This is a genomic window from Paracoccus sp. MC1862 (genome assembly GCF_016617715.1).
GTDB lineage: Bacteria > Pseudomonadota > Alphaproteobacteria > Rhodobacterales > Rhodobacteraceae > Paracoccus.
The window spans coordinates 1,069,740-1,090,431 of the sequence record NZ_CP067225.1; the positions used below are offsets into that span (position 1 = coordinate 1,069,740).

General features: G+C 64.6%; 23 protein-coding genes and 2 pseudogenes. 6 read left to right on the forward strand and 19 right to left on the reverse strand.

Going from position 1 to position 20,692, the window contains the following annotated elements; genetic code table 11:
• The first annotated feature begins 116 nt into the window (after positions 1–116).
• Positions 117–1,112 carry an IS1595 family transposase gene (locus tag JGR78_RS05355; protein WP_182806291.1) on the forward strand — a complete coding sequence of 332 codons (996 nt, stop codon included), beginning with the start codon at positions 117–119 and terminating at the stop codon, positions 1,110–1,112.
• Between the two features lie 145 nt (positions 1,113–1,257).
• Here JGR78_RS05355 and JGR78_RS05360 read toward each other — a convergent pair whose 3' ends face one another.
• From JGR78_RS05360 to JGR78_RS18585, 10 genes and pseudogenes are all read right to left on the reverse strand, one after another.
• Positions 1,258–1,659, reverse strand: a complete 402-nt coding sequence (locus JGR78_RS05360) for a hypothetical protein (RefSeq protein WP_182793846.1) — start codon at positions 1,657–1,659, stop codon at positions 1,258–1,260.
• On the reverse strand, positions 1,660–2,430 hold the full coding sequence (locus tag JGR78_RS05365; protein WP_182806220.1) for a hypothetical protein: 771 nt from the start codon (positions 2,428–2,430) through the stop codon (positions 1,660–1,662).
• Positions 2,431–2,784: 354 nt separating this feature from the next.
• A complete protein-coding gene (locus JGR78_RS05370) occupies positions 2,785–3,108 on the reverse strand; it encodes an HK97 gp10 family phage protein (RefSeq protein ID WP_182806218.1) in 324 nt (107 codons plus the stop codon).
• Positions 3,109–3,161: 53 nt separating this feature from the next.
• Complete coding sequence (locus JGR78_RS18025; RefSeq protein WP_255434997.1) at positions 3,162–3,296, reverse strand: HK97 family phage prohead protease; 135 nt, start codon at positions 3,294–3,296, stop codon at positions 3,162–3,164.
• Between the two features lie 24 nt (positions 3,297–3,320).
• Positions 3,321–3,506, reverse strand: a complete 186-nt coding sequence (locus JGR78_RS18030; RefSeq protein ID WP_234450867.1) for an HK97 family phage prohead protease — start codon at positions 3,504–3,506, stop codon at positions 3,321–3,323.
• A gap of 139 nt (positions 3,507–3,645) precedes the next feature.
• Positions 3,646–4,005 (reverse strand): hypothetical protein, encoded by a 360-nt coding sequence (locus tag JGR78_RS05380; RefSeq protein ID WP_182793849.1) that lies wholly within the window; start codon positions 4,003–4,005, stop codon positions 3,646–3,648.
• Positions 4,006–4,326: 321 nt separating this feature from the next.
• Positions 4,327–4,611: a hypothetical protein gene (locus JGR78_RS05385; RefSeq protein WP_234450868.1), complete on the reverse strand. Its 285-nt coding sequence runs from the start codon at positions 4,609–4,611 to the stop codon at positions 4,327–4,329.
• Between the two features lie 12 nt (positions 4,612–4,623).
• Entirely contained in the window at positions 4,624–4,950 is a 327-nt protein-coding gene (locus JGR78_RS18035) for a hypothetical protein (protein ID WP_234450869.1), read from the reverse strand.
• A gap of 21 nt (positions 4,951–4,971) precedes the next feature.
• Positions 4,972–5,157: a bifunctional DNA primase/polymerase gene (locus JGR78_RS18580; RefSeq protein ID WP_256435057.1), complete on the reverse strand. Its 186-nt coding sequence runs from the start codon at positions 5,155–5,157 to the stop codon at positions 4,972–4,974.
• Positions 5,154–5,339 (reverse strand): annotated as a pseudogene (locus JGR78_RS18585) (bifunctional DNA primase/polymerase); the annotation flags it as partial. The gene JGR78_RS18580 and the pseudogene JGR78_RS18585, both read right to left, overlap by 4 nt.
• Before the next feature lie 68 nt (positions 5,340–5,407).
• On the opposite strand from JGR78_RS18585, the pseudogene JGR78_RS18045 reads away from it, so the two are divergent.
• Both JGR78_RS18045 and JGR78_RS05410 read left to right on the forward strand, forming a co-directional pair.
• A pseudogene (locus JGR78_RS18045) lies at positions 5,408–6,363 on the forward strand (transposase); the annotation flags it as partial.
• Between the two features lie 172 nt (positions 6,364–6,535).
• Positions 6,536–7,507 (forward strand): MBL fold metallo-hydrolase, encoded by a 972-nt coding sequence (locus tag JGR78_RS05410; RefSeq protein ID WP_182793610.1) that lies wholly within the window; start codon positions 6,536–6,538, stop codon positions 7,505–7,507.
• A gap of 102 nt (positions 7,508–7,609) precedes the next feature.
• On the opposite strand, the gene JGR78_RS05415 is transcribed toward JGR78_RS05410, so the two are convergent.
• Positions 7,610–8,965 (reverse strand): MmgE/PrpD family protein, encoded by a 1,356-nt coding sequence (locus JGR78_RS05415; protein WP_182805962.1) that lies wholly within the window; start codon positions 8,963–8,965, stop codon positions 7,610–7,612.
• Between the two features lie 234 nt (positions 8,966–9,199).
• Between JGR78_RS05415 and JGR78_RS05420 the strand changes: the two genes are divergently transcribed.
• From JGR78_RS05420 to JGR78_RS05430, 3 genes are read left to right on the forward strand one after another with little or no spacing between them, the layout of a single operon-like run.
• Positions 9,200–9,889 carry a bifunctional 2-polyprenyl-6-hydroxyphenol methylase/3-demethylubiquinol 3-O-methyltransferase UbiG gene (locus JGR78_RS05420; protein WP_200559451.1) on the forward strand — a complete coding sequence of 230 codons (690 nt, stop codon included), beginning with the start codon at positions 9,200–9,202 and terminating at the stop codon, positions 9,887–9,889.
• Positions 9,890–9,909: 20 nt separating this feature from the next.
• Positions 9,910–10,920, forward strand: a complete 1,011-nt coding sequence (locus JGR78_RS05425; protein WP_182793607.1) for a LysR substrate-binding domain-containing protein — start codon at positions 9,910–9,912, stop codon at positions 10,918–10,920.
• Entirely contained in the window at positions 10,904–12,400 is a 1,497-nt protein-coding gene (locus tag JGR78_RS05430; RefSeq protein WP_200559502.1) for a fumarate hydratase, read from the forward strand. Before JGR78_RS05425 ends, JGR78_RS05430 begins: the two co-directional genes overlap by 17 nt.
• A 51-nt stretch (positions 12,401–12,451) precedes the next feature.
• Here JGR78_RS05430 and JGR78_RS05435 read toward each other — a convergent pair whose 3' ends face one another.
• The 8 genes from JGR78_RS05435 to JGR78_RS05470 all read right to left on the reverse strand — a co-directional run bounded on the left by JGR78_RS05435 (position 12,452) and on the right by JGR78_RS05470 (position 20,628).
• Complete coding sequence (locus JGR78_RS05435; protein WP_182805966.1) at positions 12,452–13,594, reverse strand: zinc-dependent alcohol dehydrogenase family protein; 1,143 nt, start codon at positions 13,592–13,594, stop codon at positions 12,452–12,454.
• 57 nt (positions 13,595–13,651) lie between these two features.
• Positions 13,652–14,416 carry an SDR family oxidoreductase gene (locus JGR78_RS05440; protein WP_182793605.1) on the reverse strand — a complete coding sequence of 255 codons (765 nt, stop codon included), beginning with the start codon at positions 14,414–14,416 and terminating at the stop codon, positions 13,652–13,654.
• Positions 14,417–14,427: 11 nt separating this feature from the next.
• Positions 14,428–15,903, reverse strand: coding sequence for an aldehyde dehydrogenase family protein (locus JGR78_RS05445; RefSeq protein WP_182793604.1), 1,476 nt, complete (start codon positions 15,901–15,903; stop codon positions 14,428–14,430).
• 1 nt (position 15,904) lies between these two features.
• Positions 15,905–16,579 carry an ABC transporter ATP-binding protein gene (locus JGR78_RS05450; protein WP_182793603.1) on the reverse strand — a complete coding sequence of 225 codons (675 nt, stop codon included), beginning with the start codon at positions 16,577–16,579 and terminating at the stop codon, positions 15,905–15,907.
• Positions 16,580–16,581: 2 nt separating this feature from the next.
• Positions 16,582–17,340, reverse strand: a complete 759-nt coding sequence (locus tag JGR78_RS05455) for an ABC transporter ATP-binding protein (RefSeq protein WP_182793602.1) — start codon at positions 17,338–17,340, stop codon at positions 16,582–16,584.
• Entirely contained in the window at positions 17,337–18,311 is a 975-nt protein-coding gene (locus tag JGR78_RS05460; RefSeq protein ID WP_182793601.1) for a branched-chain amino acid ABC transporter permease, read from the reverse strand. Before JGR78_RS05460 ends, JGR78_RS05455 begins: the two co-directional genes overlap by 4 nt.
• Positions 18,311–19,210: a branched-chain amino acid ABC transporter permease gene (locus JGR78_RS05465; RefSeq protein ID WP_234450870.1), complete on the reverse strand. Its 900-nt coding sequence runs from the start codon at positions 19,208–19,210 to the stop codon at positions 18,311–18,313. The genes JGR78_RS05460 and JGR78_RS05465 overlap by 1 nt, the downstream gene beginning before the upstream one ends.
• Positions 19,211–19,329: 119 nt before the next feature.
• A complete protein-coding gene (locus JGR78_RS05470; RefSeq protein ID WP_182805968.1) occupies positions 19,330–20,628 on the reverse strand; it encodes an ABC transporter substrate-binding protein in 1,299 nt (432 codons plus the stop codon).
• Between the last annotated feature and the right edge of the window lie 64 nt (positions 20,629–20,692).

The following is a 20,692-nucleotide window of genomic DNA, read 5'->3' on the forward strand; positions in this document are numbered from 1 at the left end:
ATGAATTAATGAAGTATATGAAGTAGCCGGGCATGTCAGCAAAATCTGTTGGTGAGGCTTCGCGGCTGGCATGATCCGCTAACATTGCTCGTCCCTGTCATCGGAGGAGCGCAGCCGTGCCGAACCATCCTAAGCGTCGAAGCAAGCTGGATCGGCTGCTCGATCAGATCAAGAGACTTGCACCCAACCAGATCGCCGAGGCCGAAAGGGCGCTGAAGGAGGCCCGGCAGCATGCCGAAGCCCGTGTCGAGATCGACGGAGCGGCAGTGGATCGCGCTTGCCCCTGGTGTGGCGGCGATGACCGCCGCAAGTGGGGCCGCACCGAACGTGGCGAGCAGCGCTGGCGCTGCAAGGACTGCAAGCGGACTTGGAGCGGCCTGACAGGGACCCCAGCCGCGGGCGTCCATCGTCCGGATCTGCTTCTTGAGGCGGTCAGGGACATGTTCGGCGATGCTCCGCTCTCCTGCCGCAAGCTGGCCAGGAAGCTCGGGATCTCGCGCGATACTGTCTGGCGCTGGCGCATGCGGGTGCTATCCGCGCTGCCAAGCGCCCCGGTCGAGGTATTCCAAGGAATCGTGGAAGCCGACGAGACCTTTCAGCGCGAGAGCCGCAAAGGCAGCCGGGAATGGGTGCGCCCTCACAGAGCGCCCAACCTCCACCCGCAACCGCCCCGCCAACGCTGGCGCGACTACGGCCGGCAGGGTCCGCCGCAGGCGATCGTCCGGCGTTTCCTCAAGCCTGTTCTGGGGGTCGCAGACCGGAGCGGCCGCGCGAACCTCACCTACATTCCCGACACCCGGCAACCGACGATCGCCGCGGCACTCCTGCCCCAGGTGGCGCCGGATGCCTTGCTGCTATCCGACGGCGCGCCGCAATATCAGGCAATCGCCACCGCCGCCGGCCTGGGCTACTGGATGCTCGTTGGCGGGCGCAGGAGCTTCCGCACGCCGGCAACCTACCACCTGAACACCATCAACTCGCTCCACGCGAGGTGGAAGGAGTTTCTCAAGCCGTTCCGAGGTCCGGCGACCCGGAATCTCGACGGCTATGCCCGCTGGCTCATCGCCCGGCGGGAGGGATATCTCCCGGCATTCCGCAGGCTTCTCGCATGATCAGGAAAGAGACCAACAGGCTTTGCTGACATACTCAAGTAGCCCCTTACCCCAACTGACACAATAAGACGGGAGGGGGCTTCATTACTTCATATCTATTATATTTAGCTATTTATTGATTATTTTTAATTACTTAATCTTTACTTCATATTACTTCATATCTCCCGTTCATCCTCTGGCACGATCCACAACATGGATTTCTTTCTCGTTCGACCCACATCGGCCCTTTCCAACACGCCCGAGTAATCATGTCTTTGATGAGGTCGTCGCGGTTGCCAGTGTAGTTTTGCAGCGCATCCAGCTTAACCATTCGCTCGGAAGCCCAGCCTTCCGCGTCCTTGTTCTTGGCAACGCAGGCCAGCACTTTCTCCCATGAATCCGGCTTCACGTTCTTGGTTTCGCTGCGGTCTGCCACTTCCGAAGTCGCCCCGAATGTGGCCAGCACGATCTGCCGGGCAAGGTCAACGTGCTTCGCCTCGCGTTGCAGATTATCTGGATTATCTGCCAGCGCAATCAGCCCAGAATATTTCTTCAGATACTCAACCACTTATCCCCAACTCTCCTGGTTGCGGGCAGGCTGACCTTGAATGTGCTCATCCTCGACGTAATGCTCGAAAGCATCCATAAGAGCCAACGCTTCCGGCGTTGTCGTAATAATCCGGTCGGGCATACGCTGTCCCAGATACTCCGCCGTAGCCTCATGCTTAAACTTGGCGCATTGAGCCTGGTGGGGAGGGAACTGTCCCTGCATCAGTGACCGCTCTACCCGCTGCTTTCGCAGCGGTGGCATGTTAGGAAGCCACCATTTCCCAAAGCGGTTTAGCTGCCCGCTCTCGCTGTCCTTCGCACTGATGGCGTCAATGAACGCGCCGGGGGTCGAAGTCCAAAGGACTGTGGCGCGGGGCCTCTCGACAGTGGCAATGCGCTGGCTCTTGTCGCGGACTTTATGCTCGGTTAGCTTTCTGAAGCCCTGCCCGAATATCGACATTAGACCCTTGAGTAACTGTTGTTGATGACCGTTGGCCGTGCTGTTGATCGTCTTAAGATTAAGGCCAGCTTCATCTATTGCCAGCGCCACCACGCCTGAAGCCTGCGCTTCGGTCGGAATAGCCAAATGCTCGTGCGAGGCGGGCATGGAAGGAATGTTGTAAAGGAACTCGTCGCCACGACCGGCAGCTTCTAGAGCCAAGCAGATTGCGGTTCTGACGCCTTCCTTCCCTGATGCGGTCGGACCAATGACCAAGGCATAAATGCTAAGGCTGACAAGTTCGCCCGGATGAGGTTGCAAGACGTAAAGCGGCGAGGCCAAAGCGCTCATTGACAGAAGTCCGGCGGCGTGTGCGTAAACGTGGGTGTCCCGTTTCTCCGCGCGGCAAACTACGTTAGCGATAGCTCCGGCGAGGCGCGGTAGCCTTAGAGCCTCCGCACGGCTCTCCATAACGATGCAGTTCTTGCGCGACATGATACGCCGCCCGTTGACGCTGGCAGTTCCCTCCCACAGTCTGTGGCCATCTTCAGCGGTAGCATCCCCAAAGATCGGATTAGGTTTCCCGACGATCCGCTCAATGTCTTCGCGTAGCCTTCGGCTATCGCTATTGAAGCGATCCGCCCGCGTCGCCTCGGACGCGGCGACACACATGGCGAAGATTTCTTCGACCGAGTCCCCTGCTTCCTACCAAAAATAGGGCTGCGCAGGGGCACCGGGATGCCAGCCCCCGCCGATCACATGGCCGCGCTCTCCAAACTCGACCAAGTGAGGATAGCGCACATCAGCGTTCCCCGCCGTAACGGCTGCGGTCAGTTCCGGCACGGCGAAGCGCCCTCCGGGTGTGGAATAAGCGGGGGTCGATTGGCCGGGCGGCATTAACGCTATACTGTTTTTAAGATCGCCGCTCGCAATCGGAACCATCGCTTTTTGCATTGTTGCAATCTCTTCGGCGGATTTCATAAGCGCGGGCGCAACCGCCTTTCGGGCGGCTTGAGGAATCGCGTTCATCCTATTGTTACAAGGAAAGCTTCCATCAAATCCAGCGCCGCGATATTGCGGCCTTAGGGAATCCGCTGATCTGCCTTAATAGTGACGAAGCCGATGGAAATTCCGCGCACTGCACCAGCCTGAACCAGCGCGCGAACCTCACGGGCGCGGGGCAGATCGTTGATTAAAATACGACCCTTCAAATGCAGGCCATCCTCTTCTCCGGCAACTTCTCAAACCCCAACCGGGTCGTTGGGATCGTGGCCGAAAAGCGTGGGCAGCGGCAGTTTCGTGTTAGCGAATGCACCCTTGCGGATTACGTCGCCCAAACGATCAGGCGAACCGAACGGCCACGCCATCGCGGTTATCGCGCCAGTATCGTCAGTCAGCACTTTTGTTTCGATGATGCTGCGGTCCATTACGCGGTCCCCTGATCGGCTTGAGCATTCATGACGGCAATCCCCTGGTCGGCGCGGGCATTGTGGGCGTCCTACCCCCTTCCGTGGGCGCTGCATGGCTATCTCGGCAGGGCGGGGGCGCGCGGAACGCAGCGCGGTCCTACGCGAAGGCGTCAACCTGATCGCGCACCCATGGCGCGGCCCTCAGCAGCCGCAACACGGCTGCGTGGGTGAAGGGCACTGGCTGGCCCCCTTCGGTCGTGTCCAGCCCCAAGACGCAGGCTGCAAGGGCGTCCAAGCGGATGCGCTCCCGGTCAGCGGCAGCAACCCGGCCGGGCGCGTCGGCGGCCTCGGCAAGGGCATCGGCCATCGCCAGCCGGGCGCGGGCTTGCGTGGCGCTGTCAGGGCCGACGATGCGCAGGCGAATGCCGGTCGGTTCCCCTGTGACGGGATCATGCAGTTCAAAAATCCGGCCAACCTCCTGCGATTGGCTGAAAGCTTTGATTTCCTGCAATTGCATTATACGCTCTCCCTCAGATACGCGGGCACGAAGCCTTGGACGTGCAGGTGGTCAAAGCGAAGGTTGGTATAATCACCATCCAGAAAAACCGGCCTATTCTCGGTTCATTCGCGCGTGAACAAGAACCACGCAATATCTTCGGCCCACCAGTGATAACCCAGAATCCCGACTTTCACGCGACCTGCGCTTGTCAGATGACCGGCGGCGGTTCCGGCAATGACGTTCTGGCGATTCTTAGCTCATGTTAGTTCGCCGGTCAGGGGATCGTATTTCAGAATCCCCCTAAGCTCAGCCCATGGCAGGGGCGGATTGCGCAGTTTCTTAACGGCCCGTTTTATCGTCGTCCCCCTTTCCGGGCGGCGGGTTAGCATTGCCAGTTTGGATATTTGGATTGAAGAATTCGTCGCCGCCTTCTCGCGGGGGCAGGCCAAGCCATGACCGGCCTTCGTTCGGATTGATCGTGCGGCTTGCAATCAGCGAATTGATGACGGTCGCGCGGGTTGAAAGATCGGCGCGCGTCAGGTCGTCGCGGTCGAACCGGATAACGTGATTTCCGCCCTCATTGTCGTTGAATAGGGCACGGGCGCAATGCGCCTTCGATGCCAAGAAGCCACGGCTCTAAGGTGTAGGAAAGAAACTCGCGGCCTTTTTGCAGCCCTCGCTGCCAAGCCAGCGCGCTAACGCATCGTAGCCATACTCGAATTTGGGCGGTACGGTTGTCGGTCGCGGCGTCTTCGCCCACGCCTCAAGCCCGCTCGAAATTGTCGCCTCGACCTCTCCCGGTTCAAGCCCGGCGTCCAGCGCGGCACGAACTGTGGCTTCATCCATCCATTCGCCCGCCACTGCCTGCCCCAACCAGAAGGCTCGCCCGTTCAACGTGGTGTTCCGCTCGCCAGCTGCCGCTGTTGCCATCTTGCGCGCCACAGTCTCTATCTGGCGCTCCATACCCTTAGCCGTGATGGCAGGTCACTCTGCGCGCCGCTCCACATGGGTGCGAGCGTTCCTTGACGCTTCGTGGTTCTTCAACAGGTCAAGCAGCCAGCCGAGGGCGTCAGCGATGGACAGGCTGAACATGGGGTTCACCCACTCATAGGCGGACCCGTCCGGTTTTTTGGACGGCGGTGCGATGACCATCCCGCCGTTGCCCCTTATATCGACCCCGTGCCAATCTTGCCTTCAAAATTTCGGACGGCAAAATCCGGCATGTTGAAGTAATAATGAAGCCCGCCGAAAGGCGACTTGACAGAAACGGTTTGCGGCAAGTTACCATGTTCCGCTTCCTTTTCGCGCAAACATGCACTGCCGTCTTTTTCGTTCTTGCAATCAAGGTCGAGAACTGGTCCGCCCCCTGAAGAGTGGTCCTCCCTGAAGCAGGCTTTCGAGCCGGATGGAGGCCGGCGGAATGTCGCGGAAGAAGCACGAACCCGAGGAGATCGTGGCCAGGCTCCGGCAGGTCGGCGTGTTGGTGTCGCGGGGCCGGTCGGTGGCCGGGGCGGTGCGCTCGATCGGCGTGGCGCAGTTGACCTGCTCCCGGTGGCGCAAGGAGTTCGGCGGGCTGCAGGGCGATCGGGTCAAACGCCTGAAGGAGCGGGAGAAGGAGAACGGGCGGCTGCGGAAGGCCGTCTCCGGCCTGACGCCGGAGAAGCTGATCCTGCGTGGTGAGGCCTGTGGCCGAACGCCTCGGGCAACTTCCAGGCCCCGCGCGTCGCCGTGCCTGCATCGGGCAGGTCCGGCAGGAGTTCCGTGTCTCGGCGCGCCTCGCCTGCCGCGTGCCCGGCCCGCCTCGCTCGACCCGAGCCGGAAGGTGCCGCGCGGACGGGCCGATGAAGAGGCGCTGACTGCCGGCATCGTTGCGCTTGCCGCCCGGCAGGGGCGCTGCGGCCAGCGGCGGATCCCGGCCCTGCTCGGGCATGCCGGCCGGACGGGGAACGTGACGCGCGGCGCGGGGGCGAGGCCTGCGTCGACGGCGGCGGGGGGCTGACGGCGCCTGCGCCGCAACCGGGGAAGGCGCGGCTCCGGCGCGACGACGGATCGTGCCTCCGTCTGCGGCCAGCGCGTCCAGACCACGTCCGGTCTTGCGACTTCGTCGCGGCCCGGACCCATGACGGCGGGAAGTTCCGCATGCGCGACCTGATCGGCGGGTTCGCCCGGGAATCCCTGGCGCTCCGGCTCAGCCGCAAGCCGAACGCGCCGGCTGTCATCGACGTGCTGCCGGACCGGTTCCTCCTCCGCGGCGTGCCCGGCCCTGTCCGGCCGGACAACGGCCCGGCGTTCGTGGCCACCGCGCTGCGCGACCGGATCGCCGCGGCCGGCGCCGGAACGGCCTCTGTCGAGCCTGGATCCCCCGGGGAGGGAGGAGGATCAGGAAACGGTCCGGGGGACTGTTAAGGGCCCGGTCCTATCGCCAGAGCTTCTACTGACCATAGCCATTCATGCACGGTAATATAACAAGTCGCTCCTTGTCGATCCTCTGGCTCTGCTCCTAGGCTGGCCCGTGCCTGCGGACGACAGGCAACATGGAGGAAAGATCATGGCGAAGTTCAACCGTCGGCACTTTCTGGCAACTACGGGCGGCCTCGCCGCCAGCGCCTTGTTACCGGGCGCGACCCTGGCGCGTGCGCCGCAGATCGGCACGACAATTCCCGGCTGGTATCGCTTTCCCATCGGCGACATCGAGGCGACGATTATTTCGGACGGATTGCTGAACCTCGGGTCCGCGAACGACCAGTTTCCGGCCGCCTCTCCCGATGCCATAGCCGGCATCCTGCGGGACGAGTTCCTGCCAGTCAGCCCGATGATGCTGGAACAGAACTGCCTAGTGCTTAACATCGGCGAGCGGGTGGTGCTTCTCGACAGCGGCATGGGCAGCGATGCCATGTTCGGCGACCAGTCCGGGAGGCTGCTGCGCAACCTGTCCGCTGCCGGGATCGAGCCCGGCCAGGTGGACGACATTGTCCTGACCCATGCTCATATCGATCACTGCTCGGGCCTTGTCGCGGACGACGGAACGCTCAACTTCCCCAACGCGCAACTCCACATGTCACAGGCGGATTTCGACTACTGGACCGACGAAGCGAAGCTGTCGGGTCAGGGCTCTCTGCCGGCGTTCGTCCAAGCCGCGCGAGAGAACCTGTTGCCCTATCGTGACCGGATGACCTTCGTCACCGACCGGGCGGAGGTGTTGCCCAGCGTCACGGCGATCAGCACGCCTGGCCACACGGTCGGTCATACCTCCTACTTGATAACCTCTGGGGACCAGTCCTTCCTCAACGTCGGTGACGTGGTCCACCACTATGCGCTGCTGTTCGAGAATCCCGGATGGGCCTTCGCCTATGACACCGACCCGAACCAGGCCGCAGAGACCAGGATCAAGCTGTTCGACATGGCCGCCAGCGAGCAGTTGCCGCTGATCGGCTACCACTTCCCCTTCCCCGGTCTGGGCCACATCCGGCGCGAAGGCGATGGGTTCGAATATGTTCCGATCCCGGTGCGGCACGGGTGACGCCCCTGCCCTGCGCGGAAGCCGGCGGGCCGCGTGGCCCTTCAGCTTCCTTGGCGCCGCCTGATCCGAACGGGTGGAACCAGGCTCTGGCCCGGGAAGGCGTCAGGACATCAGCTGGCGAACGGAAGCGGCCTCGCGCAGCCCGCCCAGCCGCGACAACCAGTCCCGGTCGCGGCTGTTAGAAACAGGCCGGGTCAGCGCGGTGAACTTCTGCGCCAAGGCCTGCGAGTCGGGAAAGGTGTCGGGTTCGCCCGAAGGGTCTGGAATGCGCAGCTCGTGCGTTTGTCCCCGCGCCTCGACCTTCAGCGTCGCGCCGAAGGGATGGCGCAGCCCTTCCAGCGAAAAGTCGTTCCAGACATTCACGCGATTGGCCAGCGCCTCGGCCTCCGCATCGCCCAGCAGGTCATAATCATCCCAGCCGAACCCGCCGCGCAGCAGGGCGACGGCGGCGGCATAGGGCATCGAGAACTGCCCCTCGACGATCGTGCGGGCACGGCGCTTTTCGTCCAGCGGCGCGCCGACCAGCGCGATGCCGTTGCGATGCAGGCCGATGCTGATGCGGGAAACCTCCTCGGCGGTCCAGCCATGCGCCTGCCGCAGGTGCAGAAGGCCGTCCACCGCCGCATGGGTATAGCGGCAGGCCGGATAGGGCTTCACGCCGATCCGCATGGTTTCCCAGATCGTGCCCAGTCCGGCCGTCGCGCGCTCGGCCACGACGCCGTCGCTGTAGCCCTTGAAAAAGCCGTGCCTGCCTTCCAGCGCATCCCGTGAGCCGTGGAACCCCTCGGCCGCGAGAGTGGCGGCCATCAGCCCCTTCATCGCTGCCTCGCCCACCTGGTAGCGCTTGTTCCAGGCCCCGTTCTCAAGGAACTGCAACGAGCCGGAGGCTTGGCTGGCCGCCACCCCGAAGGCCGATTCCATTGCCGCCGCGTCCAGTCCCAGCAGGCGCCCGGCCGCAGCGGCGGCGCCGAAGGTGCCGGCAGTGGCGGTCGGGTGAAAGCCGCGGGCGTAATGGGCGGTCGGGTCCAGCGCCATGCCGATGCGGCAGCAGACCTCGAAGCCGACGACGATCGCGGCCAGCATCTGCGGCCCCGAGGCGTCGGTCAGCTCGGCCATTGCAAGCGCCGCGGGAACGACCGGGGCGCTTGGGTGCAGCGAAGTGTCAGCATGGGTGTCGTCGAAATCGAGCGAATGACCAAATGCGCCGTTCAGCAGCGCCGCTGCCCCTGCGCCGAAGCGCCGCGACATCCCGAAGACCGAACACGGCCCCTCACCCGTCATGCCAAGCCGCTCCAGCATGGCCAGGATGGCGGGGCTGGATTCCGCATCATGGGCGGCGCGGATGGCTGAGCCGGCAAGATCGGTCAGCAGGGCGAGCGCGCGATCGGTCACCTCGGCAGGGATCGCCTCGCTTTTCAGCCCCGCCGCATATTCCGCCAGTTCGCGCGTGATGGTCATGCAGTCTCACTCCAACTCGGCCTCGGATGCCTGCATTATCCACGACCGAGAGCCTGCCTGTCCAATAAGGCTTCGACCTTTCGTCCATAACGAAAGCATATACGCAAGGAAGCAATCATCTATTTGATGTCTTGCTTTTCTCATGGTCAGCTGTCTTGCAAGCCCGGAGGAGCCATGACCCGTTCGGCAAGACGCGACGATCCTGCGGCCCTTCCCGCCGGACAGACTGACGCGGTGTCCGTCCTCACCGACGCGCTGCAGGCTGTAGGGGCAAGAGATATCCTCGACCTCGGTTGCGGCGAGGGCGGGATCGCCCGCGCCTTGTCCCGGCGCGGCTTCCGGGTCACGGGGGTCGAGCCCTCGCCCGAGGCGGCGGCTCGCGCGGCGCAGCGTGCGCCCTCGGCCCGGTTCCTCTGCGCCCGCGCCGAAGACCTTCCGGCCGGGCATGCGGGCTTCGACGCCGCGATCTTCGTCAACTCGCTGCACCACATCCCCGGAAAGGCCATGCCTGCCGCATTGCTGCAAGCCGCCGCGACCCTGCGTCCGGGTGGCCGGCTGGTGGTGATCGAGCCGCTCGGCCAAGGCAGCTTCTTCCGCATCATGCAGCCCGTAGAGGATGAGACCCGCATCCGCGCGGCAGCGCGGCAAGCCATCGAGAGGCTGATCCGGGAACGCCGCCTGATCCTGCGCGAGATGCGGCGCTGGGCGCAGGAAAGCCGCTTCGCCGGGCTGGATGACTTCGTCGGATACCTGGCCCGGATGATGCCGGAACGCGCCGAAATCGCCGCCCGCAACCATGCCGCCCTTGCCCGCGCCTGGCGGGACAACATCCGCAGCCGCGACGGCATGGCGGTCCTGACGCAACCGATGATATGCTGGAACCTCTCGGCGCCCGCTAAGCCTGCGGTGCCGCAACCGGCATAGGTTCAACGGGTTCTTCCGGCATGCTCGACATCCGCCAGCTGCGCTACTTCGTGGCCATCGTCGAACACGGGTCCTTCTCGCGCGCGGCGAATTTCCTGCATGTCGCCCAGCCCGCCCTGTCACTGCACGTCCGCAACATGGAAGCCGACATGGGCACGCCGCTGCTGATCCGCGTCCCGCGCGGGGTCGAGCCGACCGAGGCGGGCACGATTCTGATGCGCCATGCCCGCATCATCCTCGACCAGCTGACCGTCGCCGAAGAGGAGATCCGGGGCCATGACAACGACCCGTCGGGAGAGGTGCGCCTGGGCCTGCCGGGCACGATCGGCCAGATCGTCGCCGTGCCCCTGATCACCGCCGCCCTGACCCGCTATCCCCGGATCAGGCTGCGGATCGCCGAGGCAATGAGCGGCTTCGTCCTTGAATGGCTGCGCGACGAACGGATCGAGCTTGCTGTGCTGTATGGGCAGGCCGACAAGCACGGCATCTCGACCCAGCGGCTGCTGGACGAGGACCTGCTGTTCTTCGGCCCCGCCGAGGGTCTGCGGGACGAAGACATGCCGCCCTCCGGCACGGCGCTGTCCTTCGGCACCATCGCCCGGATGCCCCTGATCCTGCCCGCCCAAGGGCACGGGTTGCGCGACCTGCTGACGCGCACCGGCGAGGCCGCCGGGACCGGGATGAACACGGTCATCGACGTGGATTCCTATGGAAACATCAAATCTCTTGTGGGCGAAGGCTTCGGTTATTCGATCCTGCCAGAAAACGCGATCGGCGCCGAGGTCCGCGAAGGCCGGCTGCGAAGCTGGATGATCGAGAATCCCCGCCTGACGCGCAGCATCCACCTTGCCCGCTCTGGCCGGAGGCAGATGACCAAGGCAGCTGCCGCGGTTCAAGATCTCACCCGCGAGACCCTCATGGACCTTGCCCGCAGCGGCCAATGGATCGGGGCGCGGATCTCGCAGGAAGACGGCTCGCCCCGAGAACGCGACGCCAGTGTATTGGGGGACCATGATGCCGGCCATAACTGAAGCGGACGTGATCGAAAGCGTCGCCGACGGGCTGCAGTTCATTTCATACTATCACCCGCCCGACTTCATCCGCGCGATGTCGGCCGCTTGGGCAGCCGAGAAAAGCGCCTCGGCAAAAAACGCCATCGCTCAGATTCTCGTGAACTCGCGCATGAGCGCGATCGGCCACCGGCCGATCTGTCAGGACACCGGGGTCGCAAATGTGACCGCCCGGGTCGGAGCGAAAGCCCGGCTGGACTGGCGCCGTCCCCTGCAAGAGATCGTCGACGACGCGGTGCGGATCGCCTGGCGCAATGATGCGAACCCGTTGCGTGCCTCGGTGATAGCGGACCCGTTCGGACGCCGCATGAACACTCGCGACAATGCCCCGGCCATGCTGCACGTCGAGATGGTAAGCGGAGACAGGGTCGAGTTCGACGTCTCGGCCAAGGGCGGCGGGTCCGAGAACAAGACGAAGTTCGCCGTGCTGAACCCTTCGGCCTCGGTTGCGGACTGGGTGGTCAGGACGGTCGAGGCCATGGGCGCCGGCTGGTGCCCGCCCGGCATTCTTGGCATCGGCATCGGGGGCAGCGTGGACAAGGCGATGGTTATGGCCAAGCAGGTCCTGAATGAGCCGATTGACGCCACGGACTTGCGCCTGCGCGGCCCCGCGACCGCTGAAGAGGAACTGCGGCTGGAGATCATGGACCGTGTCAATGCGCTCGGCATCGGGGCGCAGGGCTTGGGCGGGATCACCACCGTGCTGGATGTGAAAGTTCGCAGCTACCCGACTCATGCCGCGTCGCTGCCTGTGGCGCTGATCCCCAACTGCGCAGCGACGCGCCATGTCCACTTCGTGTTGGAGGGAAACGGGCCTGCACGCCTCACGCCCCCCGACCTTTCGGACTGGCCGAATCTTGATGTGAGAGACGCATGGAAGGACGCCCGCCGGGTGAGCCTCGATGATCTAAGCCGCGCTGAGATCGCCACCTGGAAGCCAGGCGAGGTGCTGCTGCTGTCGGGCCATCTGCTCACTGCCCGCGACGCGGCGCACCGGCGGATCGAGCAGATGCTGGCCGCGGGCAAGCCGCTGCCAGTCGAAGTGCGGGACCGTGCAATCTACTACGTCGGCCCGGTCGATCCGGTTGGGGACGAGGTCGTCGGCCCCGCAGGCCCCACGACCTCGACCCGCATGGATCGTTACAGCGACATGATTTTCGACCGGCTGGGCGTGTCGCTGGTGATCGGCAAGGCCGAACGCGGCCCGGAGACAGTCAAGGCGATCGCCCGCAACGGCGCCGCCTATCTCATCGCCGTCGGCGGAGCGGCCTATCTGGTTTCGCAGGCAATCCGCGCGGCGCGGGTTCTGGCATTCGAGGACTTGGGGATGGAGGCCATCCACGAGTTCGTCGTCAGGGATATGCCAGTGACGGTAGCGGTGGATACGAAAGGCAACTCCATCCACGTGATGGGTCCGCGACAGTGGCGGATACCTGCCTGAACCACAAGGCCAGCCGCTCATATGACGGCTGGCCCATATGTCGTGCCATGGTCAGCTGTGGTCGAAGACCACGACCTGCCGGATTGCTTCGCCGCGGTCCAGCTTGTCGAAGCCCTCATTGATCTCGTCCAGCCGCAGCTTGCCGGTCAGCAGCTTGTCAACCGGTAGGATGCCCGCACGATACATGCGGATGAAGCGCGGAATATCGCGTTGCGGAACGCATGAGCCCATGTAGCTGCCCTTCACCGTCCGCTCGTCCGCCACCAGATTGACGGCGGGCAGCCGGAATTCGGCGCTGGGGGGCGCGAGGCCGGCTGTCACTGTCTGCCCTCCACGGCGGGTGATCGCATAGGCAAGCTGGAAGGCCGGCACCGCGCCGGCAAGCTCGACGGCGTGATCGACGCCGCCGCCTGTCTCTGCCCGGATCCGCTCGACCAGCCCCTCCTCGCCTGCGTTGTAGCATCGCGTCGCGCCCAGTTCTCGCGCAAAGGTCAGCTTGTCCTTGGCCAGGTCGATGGCAATGATATCCGTCGCGCCGGCCGCGACCGCGCCAAGCAGCGCGGCCATGCCGACGCCGCCCAGCCCGATGATGGCGACGCTCTGTCCCGGCTGGACGCGGCAGGTGTTCAGCACCGCGCCGACGCCCGTCTGCACGGCGCATCCGAACAGCGCCAGTTCCTCGAACGGGATGTCGTCCGCATCCACCCTGACCAGCGAATGGCGCGAGATCACCGCGTGGTCAGCATAGGCCGAGACGCCGCAGTGGTGGTGGATATCGTGGTGATCCTCGGGGTCATGCAGGCGGATCTCGCCGGACATCAGGACGCCCTTGCCGTTCGCCTCGGCCCCCGGGATGCACAGCGCGGCCCGGCCCTCGGCGCAGGGCAGGCAGCTGCCGCAAGTGGGCTGGAAGGTCATGACCACGCGGTCGCCTTCCTTCAGGTCGCGGATGGCCGATCCGACCTCGACCACCGTTCCGGCCGCCTCGTGCCCCAGGACCATGGGCAGCGGCCGCGGGCGATTGCCGTTGATGACCGAGAGGTCGGAATGACAGAGCCCCGCGGCCTCGATCCTGACCAGCACCTCTTCGGGGCCGGGCGGGTCGAGCTCGACCGTCTCGATCACGAGCGGGCGGCTTTCGGCATAGGGCGCCGAGGCCGGAGAGGATTTCAGGACGGCTGCGCGGGTCTTCATGGCGTCTCTCCCAAGGACATGACCGGGTCCGCCCCGCCGGGGCGGACCCGCCTTCGTTCAGACCGTGCGGCCGCCATCCACCGGCAGCAGGACGCCGGTGATGAACTCGGCATCGTCCGAGGCGAGATAGAGCGTAGCCCGCGCGATGTCCTCGGGCCGCGACATGCGCCCCATCGGGATGGTGGCCACGAATTTCGCCCGGTTCTCGGGGGTGTCCGGCACGCCCATGAAGGATTCCAGCAGCCCTGTCTCGCCCATCACCGGACAGATGGCGTTGACGCGGATCTTGTCGGGCGCGAGTTCGACCGCCATGGACTGCGACAGGATGTTCACCGCCCCCTTGGTCGAGTTGTACCAGGTCAGGCCAGGCCGCGGACGAATGCCCGCCACCGAGCCGATGTTGACGATGGACCCGCCGCCCTTCTGCCGCATCATCGGCACGATAATGCCGGACATGATGAAGATCGACTTGACGTTGATTGCGTAGACGCGGTCGAACTCTTCCTCGGTTACGTCCAGCATCGGCTTGTTGCGATGCGTCCAGCCGGCGTTGTTCACAAAGATGTCCGGGGCGCCGAAACGGTCCACGACGGTCTGCACCGCCTTTTCCATCTGCTCGCGCGAGGTGACGTCGGCGGTCAGCGCCACCGCGTTCTCGCCAATCCCGGCGGCCACCTTCCCGGCCGCATCGCCGCGCAGGTCCAGCACGCCCACGCGCGCGCCCTCGTCCGCGAAGAGCTTGGCGATGCCTTCGCCGAAGCCACCGCCCGCGCCGGTGACGATCGCGACCTTGCCGTCCAGCCGTCCTGCTTGCTCAGCCATTGCCTTCCTCCTCAATCGTGCTTGATGACCAGGGTCTTGAGCGCCGAGAACTCATACAACGCCTCGAAGCCCTTTTCGCGGCCGTGGCCGGATTTGCGCGTGCCGCCGAAGGGCAGCTCGATCCCGCCGCCCGCGCCATAGGCGTTGATGTAGACCTGCCCGGCCCGGACCTTGCGCGAGACGCGGAAGGCGCGGGCGGTGTCGCGGGTCCAGACGCCGGCGATCAGGCCGTAATCGGTTCCGTTCGCCAGTTCGATGGCGTCTTCTTCGTCGTCGAAGGGGATCGCGGCCAGCACCGGGCCGAACACCTCGTCCAAGGCCAGGCTGTTATCGCGCGGCACCGGGCCGAAAACCGCCGGGGGGACATAGAAGCCGTCGGCAGGAGCGCCGTCGTGGCGGGCGCCCTCGGCGATCACGGGAACACCCTCGGCCTTTGCCCGGTCGATGAAGCCCTGAACCGATTCCTGCTGCCTTGCGCTGATGATCGGGCCGAGGTCGGGATCGTCGGTCGGAAGCCCGGCCCGCAGGCCCGCGAAACGTTCCGCGACCATCGGCATCAACTTGTCCCAGATCGACCTTTGCACCAGCACCCGCGCCCCGGCCGAGCAGGTCTGCCCGGCGTTCTGGATGATCGCGCCCACGATCACCGGCAGGGCGGCGTCAAGGTCAGCATCCTCGAACACGATCTGCGGCGACTTGCCGCCAAGCTCCAGCACGCAGCCGACGTGGTTCTTGGCCGCCGCCGTCTGGATCATGACGCCGACGCGCGGAGAGCCGGTGAAGGCGATGAAGTCGATGCCCGGATGCTCGGACAGGGCCGAACCAGCCTCGTGCCCGAGGCCCGGCACCACGTTGATCGCGCCCGGCGGGAAGCCCGCCTCGACCGAAAGCCCGGCGATCCGCAAGGGCGTCAGGCAGGCGTCCTCGGCGGGCTTCAGCACCGTGGCGTTGCCCATCGCCAGCGCGGGTCCCAGCGTCCGGCCGATCATCTGCGCGGGGTAGTTCCACGGGATGATGTGGCCTGTGACGCCCAGCGGCTCGCGCTCGCCGGTGACGTAATAGCCGCGCATGAAGGGGATCTGTTCGCCATGCACCTTGTCGGCGGCGCCGCCGTAATATTCGAAATACCGCGCGGCCGCCTCGATGTCCGCGCGGGCGGTCTTCATCGGCTTGCCGCAGTCGCGGGCCTCGAGTGCGGCCAGATCCTCGGCATTGTCGAGGATCAACTGGCCCAGCCGGGTGAGAAGGCGACCACGTTCGGTCGCGGACAGCTTCGACCATTCCCCGCGCTCAAAGGCATGGCGGGCAGCAGCGACAGCCTGATTGATCTCGTCGGCCCCGCCGGCCGAGATTTCGGCAAACACCACGCCCTCGGCGGGGGCGACCACCGGGATGGTCCGGCCGCCGGCGACCGGGCGCCATTCGTTGTTGATGAAAAAGCCCTTGGCGGGGGCAACCTCGTCGGCGCGCCGATAGGGTACGGTCATGTCAGGTCGTCCTTTCGTTCGGAACGTCGCTGTCGATCTGCCCGCGTTCGACGGTGATCGTGCGAGAGGCGAAGCTGCGCAGCAGCTCGGGATTGGATTCGGTGATGACGATGGCCAGCGTCGGGTCCATCTCGCGCAACCGGCCCAGCGCCTCGGCGTAGCGCTGCGCCAAGACCGGGGCGAGGCCCTGGAACGGCTCGTCCAGCAGCAGCAGGCGTTTGGACAGCATCAGGGCGCGGCCCAGCGCGACCATCTTCCCCTGCCCGCCCGACACCGACCCGGCAGGGCGCGGGCCGAGGTCGCGCAACTCGGGCAGGACGTGATACACGCGGTCCAGCCGGCTGGCGGTTTCCGCCTCGCCCAGCTTCGCCACCTGCGCCGGAAGCAGGATGTTCTCGGTGATGGTGAAGCGGGAAAAGAGCCTGCGATCCTCGGGCGCGTAACCGATCCCGAGGCCGGGGCGCAGATGCGGATCGACCGCGCGCAGATCCGCCCCGTCGAAGCGCATCTCGCCGTGGCAGGTCGTGAAGCCCATGATGGTGCGCAGAAGCGTCGTCTTGCCCGCACCGTTGCGCCCGACCAGCGCAACGGTTTCCGCCGCATCGACCGTGAAGGAGATGTCGCGCAGGATCGGGATGTTGTTGATCGAGGCATCGACCTTGGACAGCGACAGCATGTTCAGCTTCCGATCACGTTGCGGATCACGTCGGGATCGTTCAGCACGATCTCGGGTTCTCCGGTCATCTGGATGACGCCCTGTGCCCAGACGGCGACGCGGGTGGCGTAGAGCTTCACCATCTCCATGTCGTGTTCGACGAAGACCGAACTGACCTGCGCCTCGCGAAGCGCGTTCATCAGCGTTTCCATTACGCCGAACTTGTCGGCCGAGGCGACGCCCGAGGTCGGCTCGTCCATCAGCAGGACCTTGGGCTTCAGGGCCAGGGCCAGCGCGATGTCCACGAGCTTGCGCTTGCCTTCGGGCAGTTCCGAGGCCAGCCGGTCCCGGACATCCGCGCAGCCCACGAGGTCGAGCAGATGCTCCATTTCCACCCGCTCGGGTATGCAGTCGAGGCGGCGCAGAAGGTTCCAGCGCCGCTCGCGGATCGAACCCGCCAGCAGCATGTTTTCCAGCACCGTCTGTTCCGTGAACAGCTGCGGGATCTGGAAGGCGCGAGCCACGCCCATCCGGGTGATCCGGCGCGGGGGCCTGCCGGTGATCTCCTGCCCGCTGACCGAGACCTTGCCTGCATCCGGCTTGAGGTAGCCGGTGCAGATGTTCAGGAAGGTCGTCTTGCCCGCGCCGTTCGGGCCGATGATGGCAAGGTGTTCGCCCGCGAACAGCGACAGGTCGATGCCATCCGCGGCGATGATCCCGCCGAAGCGAAGCTTCAGCCCCTCGGCCTGCAGCAGCGGCTGCCCCTGGCTGTGATGGTTCATTTGCCCACCTCGCTTTCCGATCCGACCCGGTCCGATGTCGCCCGCCGGCCCGCAAGGCGATACCACAACTGGACCAGCCCGCCCGGCGCCCAGAGGATGATGGCAATCAACGTGACACCGAGAATGAGTTGCCAGCTGTCGTCCAGCAGCGCGGCGGCCGAGGTGCGGACCCATTCGAAGACCAGCGTTCCCGCGAACGCCCCGGCGATATGGCCCTGCCCGCCCAGCACGGCGATGAAGACAAGTTCGGCCGAGCGGGACCAGAACGCATGTTCTGGCGAGGCCAGTCCCTGCACCAGCCCCATGAGCACGCCGCCCAACCCGCAGAGCATGGCCGAGATCACATAGCCGGTCAGAAGAACGGATTTCGCCGACAGGCCGAGATATTCGACCCGGGTCTCGTTGGTCTTGACGGCGCGCAGCGCCTGTCCGAGCGGCGACAGCAGGTAGCGCCCGACCAGCACGCAGCAGATCGCGGCGATGGCAAGGGCCGCGTAGAACATCACCAAGTCGAACTCGCTGCGGCTGAACTCGAACCCCAGCAGGGTCGGGCGCCGAATCCTCAATCCGTCAGAGCCGCCGGTGATGTGGAAGGCCTTTTCGAGGATCGAATAGAGCACCATCGAGAACGCCAGGTTGATCATCCCGAAGAAGATGCCGCGATAGCGTGTCACGAAGATGCCGATCAGCAGCCCCGCAATCCCGGTGACCGCCAGGGTGGCGACCAGCAGAAGGATCAGGTCGATGTCGCGCCAGGCCGCCGTCAGGAAGGCGGCCGTGTAGGCGCCGGCGGCGAAGAACATCGCGTGGCCGAACGAGACCTGATCGGCCCGCAGCAGCACCAGGATGCCCAGCACGGCCAGTCCCTTGGCCAGAACCATCGTCGCGAAGACGACCATATTCGACGCCACGAACGGCAACAGCGCCAGCAGAACCAGCAGCGCCGCGAAGGCGATGAGACCCTTTTTCATCAGATCTTCCTCACGGTCTCTTTGCCGAACAAGCCGTTGGGGCGCACCAGAAGGACCAGCACCATGATGAGATAGGGCATGATCACCTCGATCTCGGGGCTGAGATAGACGGCGAAGGACCGCGCGATCCCGATGATCAGGGCCGAGATGGCCGCGCCTTCGATCTGGCCCAGCCCGGCTGTGGCCGCCACGGCGAAGGACAGCACGATCATGTTTGCCCCCATGCCAGTCACCAGTGATGTCGTGGGCGTCGCGAGCGCGCCGCCAAGCGCCGCAAAGCAGGCGCCGATCACGAAGGTCATGAAATAGACCCTGCTTGCGTTGATGCCGATGGCGGTCGCGGCCTCGCGATCCTCGGTGACGGCAAGGATCTGGGCGCCCATGTTGGTGTGCCGCAGGAAGTAGCGCAGCGTGAACAGGACAACGATCGCGGCGGCTGGCAGGAACAGCACCTGATAGGCGGTATAGTTGATCCCAAGTATCTGGACGTTGCCCAGCAGCGTCAGCGGAGTCGCCATGAAGTAGGGTTGGACGCCCCAAATCATGCGCTGAAGGTTTTCAAGGATCATGAAGACCGCAAAGGTCACAAGTAACTGCAGGACCGGATCCTTCGAATAGATCCTCCGCAGCAGCAATCGCTCGATCAGCCCGCCCAGCAGGACCCCCACAGCAACTGCGGCAACGATCATCGCCGGGAAGGTCAGCCACGGATTGAAGCCCTGCGCGACAAGCCATTGTCCCAGGGTCGCCGTGGCATAGGCGCCGATGGCATAGAGACTGCCGTGGGCGACGTTGAGGATGCCAAGCACCCCGAAGATGAGCGTCAGACCAACCGCTACGAGAAAAAGCAGTGACGCGTAGGCAAGGCCGTCCAGTAGCGCCAGGGCAGCAATGTTCATGGTCATTGGCGGTTATCCCGGTAAGCTGCGTGCAGGAACAGGCCCGGCGCAGATGGGTGTGTCTCGATCACGTGGTTGCCCTCCGCCGATTATGGCTGCGGAGGGCCCCGATGTCGTTCTCAGTTCTCGAAGCGCGTTCCCGAGATGTCGAGCCGGCCAGGCTCGAAGCTGGAAATCCAGTCCACCGATTCTTCGCCGACCGGTGCCATAAGCGGCTCGGCGTCATAGATCTCGATGTTCTTGATGGTCTTGAACGGAAACTCTTCGCTGATGCCCGTCACGCCCACGAGTTGCGCCTCGATCGCCTGCCCGTCCTCGCGGATGGTGAGGGGCCGTCCGAAGCCCTGGAACTCAAGCCCGGTCATGGCTTCGGCGATCTGCTCCTTGTCTGGCCAAGCGCCGCCATTGGCGGCAATCGCCTTGGCATAGACAGCCTCAAGCGCTGCGAAGGCCTGCACCATGTGATAGACGGAATAGATTGGATATTCGCCCGTCCGTGCCTTGAAGTCCTCGTTGAACTTCTGGAACTCGGGATCATCACGCCGTTCGGGATGCTGGAAATAGTGGTCACCGCGAGCGCCTACGATCGCACCCTCGGGAAGCGAGTCCCCAAGGCGCTGCAGCGACGACTCTGCCAGCGGAAGGACGAACAGCGACTGGTCGAACAGCCCGCGCTGGCCCGCCTGGCGCACAAAGGTGTCAAGATCCCCGCCCCAGGAGGTGGACAGGATCACGTCAGGCTTCAGCGCCTGAAGGCGAGAAACTTCGGCCGAGAAGTCGGCAGCCCCGAAGGCTGGGAAAAGCTCGGCCACGACCTCGACATCCGGGCGTTGCGTCTTCAGTGCGGCCTGGAAAAGCTCCCAGCTGTCCCGGCCCCAGGCATAGTCCTGATTGACGACAGCCAAGGTCTTGAAGTCGGGATGTTCCTTCAGCAAGTAGGCCAGTGGCGCCAGGACCTCGGGGGTGGCGTTGGCCTGGGTGCGGAAGACATATTCGTAATCGTCATCTTCAAGGATGCGCTGCGTCCCGCAGTCCCACATGAAGTTGATGACCTCTAGATCCTCGGCGAGCGGCGCGATCTTGTTGCAGACGCCCGACGAGATCGAGGCGAACATCACGTCCATCCCTTCGTCCTCGACCAGCCTGCGGTATTCGGTCAGCAGCGTCTCGAGCCCGGCACCCTCGTCTATGAAATGCAGCTTGATGGGGACGCCATCGATGCCGCCCCCGGCGTTGAGCTGCTCGGCGAGCATCTCCGCCGCATGACGCGCAGGGACGCCAAAGACCGATGCCGCACCCGAACTATAGGTAGTGATGCCGATGTTCAGATCGGCAGGCTTGTCCTGGGCAAAGGCACCGACCGGAGCCAGTGCCGCAATGACGGCAGCCCTCGACGCTGCGCCAGTAAATTTATTCATCTTGACCCTCCCAATCGATCGGAGCCGTCCTCCAACTCGCGATCCGGTGCAGTCTGATCATCTT

Bases quoted from the DNA above. Each gene is read 5' to 3' on its own strand.
- JGR78_RS05365 (WP_182806220.1), bottom strand. From the start codon at position 2,430: ATGAGCGCTTTGGCCTCGCCGCTTTACGTCTTGCAACCTCATCCGGGC.
- JGR78_RS05370 (WP_182806218.1), bottom strand. From the start codon at position 3,108: ATGAACGCGATTCCTCAAGCCGCCCGAAAGGCGGTTGCGCCCGCGCTT.
- JGR78_RS18030 (WP_234450867.1), bottom strand. From the start codon at position 3,506: ATGGACCGCAGCATCATCGAAACAAAAGTGCTGACTGACGATACTGGC.
- JGR78_RS05380 (WP_182793849.1), bottom strand. From the start codon at position 4,005: ATGCAATTGCAGGAAATCAAAGCTTTCAGCCAATCGCAGGAGGTTGGC.
- JGR78_RS18035 (WP_234450869.1), bottom strand. From the start codon at position 4,950: ATGGAGCGCCAGATAGAGACTGTGGCGCGCAAGATGGCAACAGCGGCA.
- JGR78_RS05410 (WP_182793610.1), top strand. From the start codon at position 6,536: ATGGCGAAGTTCAACCGTCGGCACTTTCTGGCAACTACGGGCGGCCTC.
- JGR78_RS05415 (WP_182805962.1), bottom strand. From the start codon at position 8,965: ATGACCATCACGCGCGAACTGGCGGAATATGCGGCGGGGCTGAAAAGC.
- JGR78_RS05425 (WP_182793607.1), top strand. From the start codon at position 9,910: ATGCTCGACATCCGCCAGCTGCGCTACTTCGTGGCCATCGTCGAACAC.
- JGR78_RS05430 (WP_200559502.1), top strand. From the start codon at position 10,904: ATGCCGGCCATAACTGAAGCGGACGTGATCGAAAGCGTCGCCGACGGG.
- JGR78_RS05435 (WP_182805966.1), bottom strand. From the start codon at position 13,594: ATGAAGACCCGCGCAGCCGTCCTGAAATCCTCTCCGGCCTCGGCGCCC.
- JGR78_RS05440 (WP_182793605.1), bottom strand. From the start codon at position 14,416: ATGGCTGAGCAAGCAGGACGGCTGGACGGCAAGGTCGCGATCGTCACC.
- JGR78_RS05445 (WP_182793604.1), bottom strand. From the start codon at position 15,903: ATGACCGTACCCTATCGGCGCGCCGACGAGGTTGCCCCCGCCAAGGGC.
- JGR78_RS05450 (WP_182793603.1), bottom strand. From the start codon at position 16,579: ATGCTGTCGCTGTCCAAGGTCGATGCCTCGATCAACAACATCCCGATC.
- JGR78_RS05455 (WP_182793602.1), bottom strand. From the start codon at position 17,340: ATGAACCATCACAGCCAGGGGCAGCCGCTGCTGCAGGCCGAGGGGCTG.
- JGR78_RS05460 (WP_182793601.1), bottom strand. From the start codon at position 18,311: ATGAAAAAGGGTCTCATCGCCTTCGCGGCGCTGCTGGTTCTGCTGGCG.
- JGR78_RS05465 (WP_234450870.1), bottom strand. From the start codon at position 19,210: ATGAACATTGCTGCCCTGGCGCTACTGGACGGCCTTGCCTACGCGTCA.
- JGR78_RS05470 (WP_182805968.1), bottom strand. From the start codon at position 20,628: ATGAATAAATTTACTGGCGCAGCGTCGAGGGCTGCCGTCATTGCGGCA.